Here is a 7439-nt window from a genome sequence, read left to right as displayed (position 1 = left end):
ACGATGAAGACGGGATCTTTGATATGGATTGCATAGGTCAAGAGGGTCAAACCTCCTAGAAGGCTGAGGTACCAAAAGTAGATGGGGATGACGCTTTTTCCCTTCTTCTCCGAGACAACCCACTGGATCAGGAACCTCATAAAAAAGCAGACTTGCCCCCCAAAGCCGACGATCAACCATGCATTCACCTGATGACCTCCTCTATCTCGTAGTCTAGACGCCGTCTCTTCATCCAGCGGACGGCCAAAAGATCAATAAAACTCCTGATGATCCTGTTCCTGATGTTGTATTTTGTCTTACCGAACCTTCGCGGCCGGTGGTTTACCTTGATCTGGGTTACCTTGAAGCCCTCCATCTTCATGAGGGTGGGGAGGAATCGGTGCATGCCGTTAAAGAGCTTCAATCTTTCCAGACACTCCCTCCTGTATGCCTTCAGGGAGCAGCCTGTATCGACGATATCCTCTTGGCTCAGCTTATTCCTTACGCGGTTGGCTATGTTAGAGGATGCAATCTTTATCCACGGATCTTTTCTCTTGTGCCTCCATCCACATACTACATCGAACTCCCCTATCTTTCCCAAAAGAGGCGATATGTCTTGGGGGTCGTTTTGTAGATCGGCATCCATGGTCACCACAATATCCCCTTGGGCGGCCTTAAAACCGGCATCGAAGGCCGCTGTCTGCCCCTTGTTCTCCTTGAAGCGGATTGCCCTTATCTTTGGATCCAATGAAGCAGCCTCCTTCAATATCTCAAAGCTCCGATCTTGACTCCCGTCATCCACGAAGATGATCTCATAGGATCTGTCCAATCCATTCAATACACCCCCCAATTCAGAAATAAGGGGCCTGAGGCTTTCTTCCTCATTATAGACAGGTATCACAATAGAGATGTCCATCGAGAATGTCCGTATAAACAAATTTGGTGTCAATTTTCACAAAAAAGATTCATTACGAGTCAATCCCATTCTTAGTTGAAATTCTGTAGCGGCCCATTCCCTTCATTACAAACCCATTTTCCAATTTTTTCAATCCCCAAAAAAGTGTTCAAGGAAGATCCACTGACTGCGGGGATGTTTCTTCCATGCAGTTAACTGAATGATATTACTTACCATTTTCTATTTGCATGAGGTTTAGCAAGGGTTCTTACCTCTTACATTTTCTTGTCCGTATTGCGGTTGCTGATGACGACCAAACATCTGTGTCCCACTTGTCTCTTGAGGACCATATAGAACTGAAGGGTGGAACCTCCCTTCAGTCTTTCATAGTGTCTTTTCCGCATAATGCAAAAAATCCTCTGAGGCGAACGGAGAAAATCGTTCAGTTGTTCCTCGGTTTCGGCCCTTGTGATTTTTTCTAGCCCGGTATAGTAGTTATACTCCGATCCTTGAAGTCTATAGACCCCAAGCTGATCTCCTGGTCTCATGATACTGACGATTGCCTGAGAGATAGGACGGGCAGACTTGTATGGGTTGATCTCCGGGAATATGCGGGCCGTAGAATAAAGGCCAAGGGCAAACATCATAGCGACGATTAAATAAAATGGGAGATCTAGGCGGCGATAGCGTTGAGCAAGGGAACATAGTAACGCCCCTGCACCCAAGATGAAACCTAAGACCACACCTATCTCCCAGGGATGTTCCAGATAGCGGGGACCTTTCAAGGCCACCATAATGGGTAGGCCTATGGCTGCAAGGACTGATATGATGATCATGGTAAAGAGGGGCACTGTGAGCAGCTTCTTTTCCGCACCTTCTGCGCTCAGAGAAAGTTCATTCCATAGATATCCAACCATTAGGGCGACTGCGGGGTAGAGGGGTAAAAGGTAGATCTCACGCTTGCCTTTGGAAAGGCTAAACGAAACAAATATCACCAAAAACCAGAAAAAGGGGGGAAGGAACTCGCGTTTGCGACCTTTTGCTGAAAGACCGTAGATCAAGGCTGAAGGAAGAAAAATGGTCCAGGGCAGAAAGTCTCCGGGGAACCTCGCAAGGTAGTAATAAATCGGCCTTTGATGGGATGGTCCTTGGAAAAATCGTAAAGTAGTCCGATGATACAGGAGTCCCGTAACGTAATCTTTTCCTCCAGAGAGAGAAGTCAGCACGATCCATCCCCCTATGACAGTCAGGAAAAGAACCAATCCGGGAAGGTGAGAGCGGTCTTTAAAGAATGTAAACTCCCTCTGTATGAGGAAATAGCCTCCTACCACCAAAAGAGGGACGATCACTGCCACCTGCGCCTTAATCAACACCCCTAGAGCCATGGCACAATAGGCCAAGGAGTAAAAGGCCCACCGTCCTCTCTGTAGATAAAAACCCACGTAGAAGAGAAAAATGGCCGCCGTGGTGAAAAAGGTCAGCGTAACATCTATGCCGCCCCTGCGGCCGAGCCAGAAAAATTCTACGTTGGTTGCCAGGATCAAGGCGGCAAAGAGACCTACCTTCTCATTAAAGAGCCTTTTGCCCATAAAAAACGTGAGTATCAAGGTGAGTACGGCAAAGATAGCGGAGGGGAGGCGGGCAGCAGATTCATTCATTGCCCCCAGTAGCTTTGCGGCTGCGGCGATCGACCAGAAGAAAAAAGGGGGTTTTTCGAAGTAGACGGCACTGTTTAAGTGGGGAACAAGCCACCCCTGACCAGAAAGCATCTCCTTTGCGACCTGGGCGTAACGGGGTTCGTCTGGGTTCCAGAGGTCCCACCCTCCTAGATTGTAGAAAAAGAGGACGCCTCCGAAGGCAACGATTACAAGAAGATAGACTACTGCTTTTCTCATCTCTTTTCCCCTTACTAAGAATTGTGTCTTCGTAATCTGAGCTTACAGATATATACAGACCGCTCAGGGCTATAAGAGCAATGGTTAAAGGATGCAAATAAGCCGCGATGAGGACCTGATTGTTTCCCACCCAATAACCCACCAAGGCCAAGATCACCACCCATATGCCAGCCCCCAGTCCTGTAAAAAAACAGAACAAAGCCAGGTTCATCCGTGCCACCCCGGCGGGAAGGGAGATGTACTGCCGGACCCCCGGCAAAAGCCTCCCCACAAAGGTGGTGATATGACCATGTTCGCCAAAGAAACCCTCTGCCTTATCAAGGGACCTTTTGCTTATCAATAGATAACGTCCGTACCTCTCGAAGAAGGGCCTGCCAAAATTTAGAGACAGCCAGTAGTTGAAAAGGACACCAAGGAGGCTTCCCAATATCCCCATTGAGATCACCATCCATAGGTTCATTTCGCCTCTTGCCGCCAAGTAGCCTGCTGGTGGAATGACCACCTCCATGGGAAAGGGGAAAAAGGAGAATTCCAAAAACATCAAAAGGACTATACCTTGGTAGCCGAGCTGGCCTACGGTGTGGACAAGCCAAAAAGCGGTCTCAGAAATCACATTTCACTCCGTCAGAATCCTTGCATAGACCTCAAAGAAAAAAACCAGATCTAGGCCTTAAAAGAACACGACAATCGGATCATCTTTTAAAGGATGGCCAATCCAAGGCCAGCCACTATGAGGACCCCCTTACGGCGCTCTTTGATCACGATAAAAAGCAACAGAAAAAAATAGGGACCTTCCACTTCTCGATATCAGAAAAGAGGGATATCACACGGTTAAAAAAGGGGTTTGCACACTGGAGGTTCAACAAACGCATAAGAACGGTATCTATCCCCAATGTCCAATCCAAATCTCTCAACCTTCTAAGCATCCGTAAAACCTATGATTAGGAAACCGAAGCCGGCGATGCTCTTGCTGGCCCAGAGGGAAATCTTACGGTTTGGCTGTCTCCCCACCCCCTTTTCCGAAAATCATTAAAACAGACTTTCCACTATTTTACAAGTCGAGGGGGTCTTCTCAAAATAAGGCCTATCACCGCGAGGTCTAATTTTCAAAATTGACAGCTATCATTTCTATCTGTTAAGGTGAATTGCAAAGAGAGGAGGTAGGGGAGGTATACGTAATCAGCGGTGAGTTTGATATCATGGCGATCTTGGAGTTGGACCCGGACAGGGCCATCGATCTTGTGGCAAAAAAACTCCTGGGCATAAAGGGGAAGGGTGGAATACGTCCGTCTGAAAGAAGATTGTATCTTGGTAGAAGGGGCAACCAGAAGCGCATTATATGACCTTACAGAGGGGAAGGTCTACTCCCTCAACCGCTCAGCCCACAAGGTCTTGGTGTCCGCTGAGAAGGGGGTGGTAAAGAAACGACACCGGGGATTTCTAGGTAAGTTGATCGATCTGGGGATTCTGGAGACCTCTGATGCCCCCTTCCCGCCCAGAGAAGAACCCGAAGAAGAGGGTCCTGACGCAAAGCTACAATTTGTCTGGCTTGAGGTGACCTCCAAGTGCAATCTCTCCTGCCTCCACTGCTACGGTGATTGCCTCTCCTCCCCAGGGCCCGACAGGATGAACGAAGAAGGGTGGAAGTCGATCATCCTCCAGGCAAGGGGTCTCGGTTGTTCTCAAATCCAGTTCATCGGCGGTGAACCTCTTTTGAGGAAGGACCTCTTCGAATTGGTCGATTTTGCCATCAGCCAAGGATTTATTTTCGTCGAGATATTCAGCAATCTTACCCTCTTCAAAAAGGAAAGCATCTCCTTCTTGAGGGAGAGAGGGATTTATATTGCTACCACCCTTTATTCTTTTAACCCCCATACCCACGATCTGATCACAGGGGCGAAGGGAAGCCACGCCAAGACAGTGGCGGCCATAACCCGCCTCAGGGATAGCGGCATTCCCGTCCGGGTGGCCGTTATCGCCATGAGGCACAATCAGGATGAGCTCTCTGCAACGGTGGACTTCCTGCAAAGGATGGGGGTGGATTATAAGATGCCTGACCCCGTCAGACCCACGGGAAGGGGGTGTTCTCGTGAGATACAGCCCTTCAATCTCCCACAGGAATTTTCCGGCCAGATGACCGAGGCCAAGTTCTGGACCGATAAGTATTCCTTTTATTTCAACAAACGATTTAACAGTTGTTGGGGTGGAAAGTTGGCCATAACTGCGGCAGGGGAGGTAATCCCTTGCATATTCGCCCGAGACCTTGTAATAGGAAATGTCCTGGAAAAGGGGTTGGAAGACATCCTGCAGGACAACAGGTTAAAGGAGTTCTGGGGCTTGACCAAGGAGCAGGTGGAGGTGTGTCAGGATTGTGAATATCGATACGCGTGCCATGATTGTCGCCCTTTGGCATATACCCAAAAGGGAGGCCTCTATGCCAAGCCCCCCCGATGCCTCTATGACCCATATCGCGGATTGTGGAGAAAGAAGTAATTTTTCTTGAAATTTTCTGCAAAATCGTTTAAAAAAAGGAAAGGTCAGAAATACCAAGGAGGAGGATATGGATGCTAAAGAGAGCCGAAGGAGTTTTATCAAGACCTCTTTGAGGTACCTGGCTGGTCTCTACACTGGGTTGTGGTTCGGCTTCAAAAGACTTTTTGAACCCCCGGAGATCGCATCCGCCTCCGGCACTGATGTGGCCCGGAGATGCGTCCCTTGTCCTCCGCGCCCCCGTACCTGTGCCCCCTGTGGCCCGAGATGTGCACCCTGCAGCCCAACCTGTTCACCCTGCGGCCCCACTTGCTACCCCTGTGCGCCCCATTGTGGCCCCACCTGTGCACCTCATTGTTCACCTTACTGTAACCCTACTTGTCCTCCAGGTGGCGCCTGTGTGATGATCAAGGTGGATGTACCCCTCATAGAGATCCAAAGGGCATTAAAGACGAGGGGATATTACGATGGGGCGGTAAATGGCGTATGGAACAGAGAGACCTGGGCCGCCATCGTCGAGTTCAAAAGGGAACACGGGTTGAAGCCTGATGGGGTGGTAGATGCGGCCACCTGGGAACTATTAAAGTTAAAGCCTTAAAAAAAGTCTACTATCTCTGAAAAAAGATCCTCAAGGCGATAAGGACCAAGATAACGGCGAAGATCCGTTTAAAGGTAGCCGTGGGGACCAGTTCCACCAACCTCGCCCCTATTTGGGCGCCGATGATCCCCCCCAGACCGAGGAGGATCCCCAATCTGTAGTCCACGTTTTGCAGCTTGCTATGTGCAAAAAGGGCGGAGATGGAGATCATAAGGATCACCGCGAAGGATGTCCCTACGGCCCTCTGGGCCTCGAAACCCATAAAGAGGAGGATGGGAATGAGAAGAAACCCACCTCCCAGGCCGGTGAACCCCCCGGCCGTTCCGATTAACAGACCTATAAACAAGAAGATAACCCAATTATGCATCTCCTACCTCCTGCCTCTCTTTGCCGTGGCCATCTCCGCCGCCACCTTGATGGCATTGATGAGGCTGGTGGGATCAGCCACCCCCTGGCCAGCTATATCATATCCTGTCCCGTGATCAACAGAGGTCCTGATGATGGGTAACCCCAGGGTAATGTTCACACCCTCCCTGAAATGGAGCAGCTTGAGGGGTATCAAACCTTGGTCATGGTACATGGATACGACCGCATCATACCCCCCCTGAGCGGCGTGGAAGAAGAGAGAGTCTGAGGGAAGGGGACCATCTACCTTGATACCCTCTCGGCGGCACTCCTCAATGGCAGGTAAAATGACCTCACCCTCCTCGGAACCGAAGAGCCCTCCTTCTCCAGCATGGGGATTGAGGGCCGCCACAGCCAACTTAGGGGACCTGATCCCAAAATACTCCATCAGCCCTTGAAAGGTAGTCACTATGGTCCTCTTGACCCTCCCTATGGTCAGGGAAGGGGAAACCTCTCGGAGGGGGAGATGAATAGTCACCAGGGCCACGCGCAACCTGGGGCCGGCCAACATCATCACATAATCCTCTGCCCCGGTCATGGCCGCCAGGAGCTCTGTGTGGCCAGGGAAGGGATGTCCGGCATAATTTAGGGCCTCCTTGCTGATGGGGGCAGTCACCATGGCGTCAACAATGCCCGCCTGGGCCATCTCCACCCCCCTCTCAATATATCTATAGGCCGCCTCCCCCCTCTCTCTCTGGGGCATGCCCAAGGGGACCTCATCAAGGGAGAGGTCGGTCAGAACTATGAGGTTCAAGATCCCCGGGATAAACTCCCCTTCCTCAGGCCCCCTTATCCTCTTTATCGCCAAAGGGGCCTTCATCCACTGGATGGTATAAGAGAAGATCTTCTCATCCCCTAATACCAGGGGCCTACACTTAGCGAAGATATCCCTTTCAACTAAGGCCTTGACAATGATCTCCGGCCCTATACCTGCGGGGTCACCCATGGTTATGGCAATAATTGGGGAGGGCATCTCATGAACAAGGTCAAAAAGGAGATTTAAAGCTTGACCTCCACATTTGAGCGATCTCTCAGATCCTCCAGCCACTTGGCATATAGCCTTTGCACCTCTTCCCGATAGTAGTCTTCCATAATTCGTTCCTTTATCTCTTCATATGGTATGGCCGCCCCCTCTCTCTTCTCCGCCACCTTGAGGAGATGGAGCCCCTGGGAAGAC

General features: G+C 50.3%; 9 protein-coding genes and 1 pseudogene. 3 read left to right on the top strand and 7 right to left on the bottom strand.

All coding sequences use genetic code 11. From position 1 onward, the window contains the following. From JRI46_11780 to JRI46_11765, 4 genes and pseudogenes are all read right to left on the bottom strand, one after another. Positions 1-140: lipid-A-disaccharide synthase N-terminal domain-containing protein (locus tag JRI46_11780; protein MBW2040244.1), on the bottom strand; the 140-nt coding region annotated here is incomplete at its 3' end. A gap of 44 nt (positions 141-184) precedes the next feature. Continuing rightward, the gene (locus tag JRI46_11775; GenBank protein MBW2040243.1) at positions 185-895 is read right to left on the bottom strand and encodes a glycosyltransferase family 2 protein; all 711 of its coding nucleotides are present in this window, start codon (positions 893-895) and stop codon (positions 185-187) included. A gap of 254 nt (positions 896-1149) precedes the next feature. Next, positions 1150-2769: a glycosyltransferase family 39 protein gene (locus tag JRI46_11770; protein ID MBW2040242.1), complete on the bottom strand. Its 1620-nt coding sequence runs from the start codon at positions 2767-2769 to the stop codon at positions 1150-1152. A 70-nt stretch (positions 2770-2839) separates the two neighbouring features. Then, positions 2840-3310 (bottom strand): annotated as a pseudogene (locus JRI46_11765) (DedA family protein). Between the two features lie 604 nt (positions 3311-3914). Here JRI46_11765 and JRI46_11760 point away from each other — a divergent pair. From JRI46_11760 to JRI46_11750, 3 genes are all read left to right on the top strand, one after another. Further along, complete coding sequence (locus tag JRI46_11760) at positions 3915-4112, top strand: hypothetical protein (protein ID MBW2040241.1); 198 nt, start codon at positions 3915-3917, stop codon at positions 4110-4112. Further along, positions 4078-5262, top strand: coding sequence for a radical SAM protein (locus tag JRI46_11755; GenBank protein MBW2040240.1), 1185 nt, complete (start codon positions 4078-4080; stop codon positions 5260-5262). The genes JRI46_11760 and JRI46_11755 overlap by 35 nt, the downstream gene beginning before the upstream one ends. Positions 5263-5329: 67 nt before the next feature. Then, the gene (locus JRI46_11750; protein ID MBW2040239.1) at positions 5330-5857 is read left to right on the top strand and encodes a peptidoglycan-binding protein; all 528 of its coding nucleotides are present in this window, start codon (positions 5330-5332) and stop codon (positions 5855-5857) included. 10 nt (positions 5858-5867) lie between these two features. Here the strand turns inward: JRI46_11750 and JRI46_11745 are convergent, their stop codons facing one another. The 3 genes from JRI46_11745 to JRI46_11735 form a co-directional block, all read right to left on the bottom strand. Further along, entirely contained in the window at positions 5868-6224 is a 357-nt protein-coding gene (locus JRI46_11745) for a sulfite exporter TauE/SafE family protein (protein ID MBW2040238.1), read from the bottom strand. Between the two features lie 3 nt (positions 6225-6227). Beyond that, positions 6228-7235: a 4-hydroxythreonine-4-phosphate dehydrogenase PdxA gene (gene pdxA, locus JRI46_11740; GenBank protein ID MBW2040237.1), complete on the bottom strand. Its 1008-nt coding sequence runs from the start codon at positions 7233-7235 to the stop codon at positions 6228-6230. A gap of 26 nt (positions 7236-7261) precedes the next feature. After that, the coding region (locus tag JRI46_11735; GenBank protein ID MBW2040236.1) for a hypothetical protein at positions 7262-7439 on the bottom strand (178 nt) is incomplete at its 5' end.

Source organism: Deltaproteobacteria bacterium, from assembly GCA_019308925.1.
GTDB lineage: Bacteria > Desulfobacterota > B13-G15 > B13-G15 > RBG-16-54-18 > JAFDHG01.
Note: the sequence above shows the minus strand (reverse complement) of the source record. Positions and strands in the feature narration are given on the sequence as shown.

Bases quoted from the DNA above. Each gene is read 5' to 3' on its own strand.
- JRI46_11775 (MBW2040243.1), bottom strand. From the start codon at position 895: ATGGACATCTCTATTGTGATACCTGTCTATAATGAGGAAGAAAGCCTC.
- JRI46_11770 (MBW2040242.1), bottom strand. From the start codon at position 2,769: ATGAGAAAAGCAGTAGTCTATCTTCTTGTAATCGTTGCCTTCGGAGGC.
- JRI46_11750 (MBW2040239.1), top strand. From the start codon at position 5,330: ATGGATGCTAAAGAGAGCCGAAGGAGTTTTATCAAGACCTCTTTGAGG.
- JRI46_11745 (MBW2040238.1), bottom strand. From the start codon at position 6,224: ATGCATAATTGGGTTATCTTCTTGTTTATAGGTCTGTTAATCGGAACG.
- pdxA (MBW2040237.1), bottom strand. From the start codon at position 7,235: ATGCCCTCCCCAATTATTGCCATAACCATGGGTGACCCCGCAGGTATA.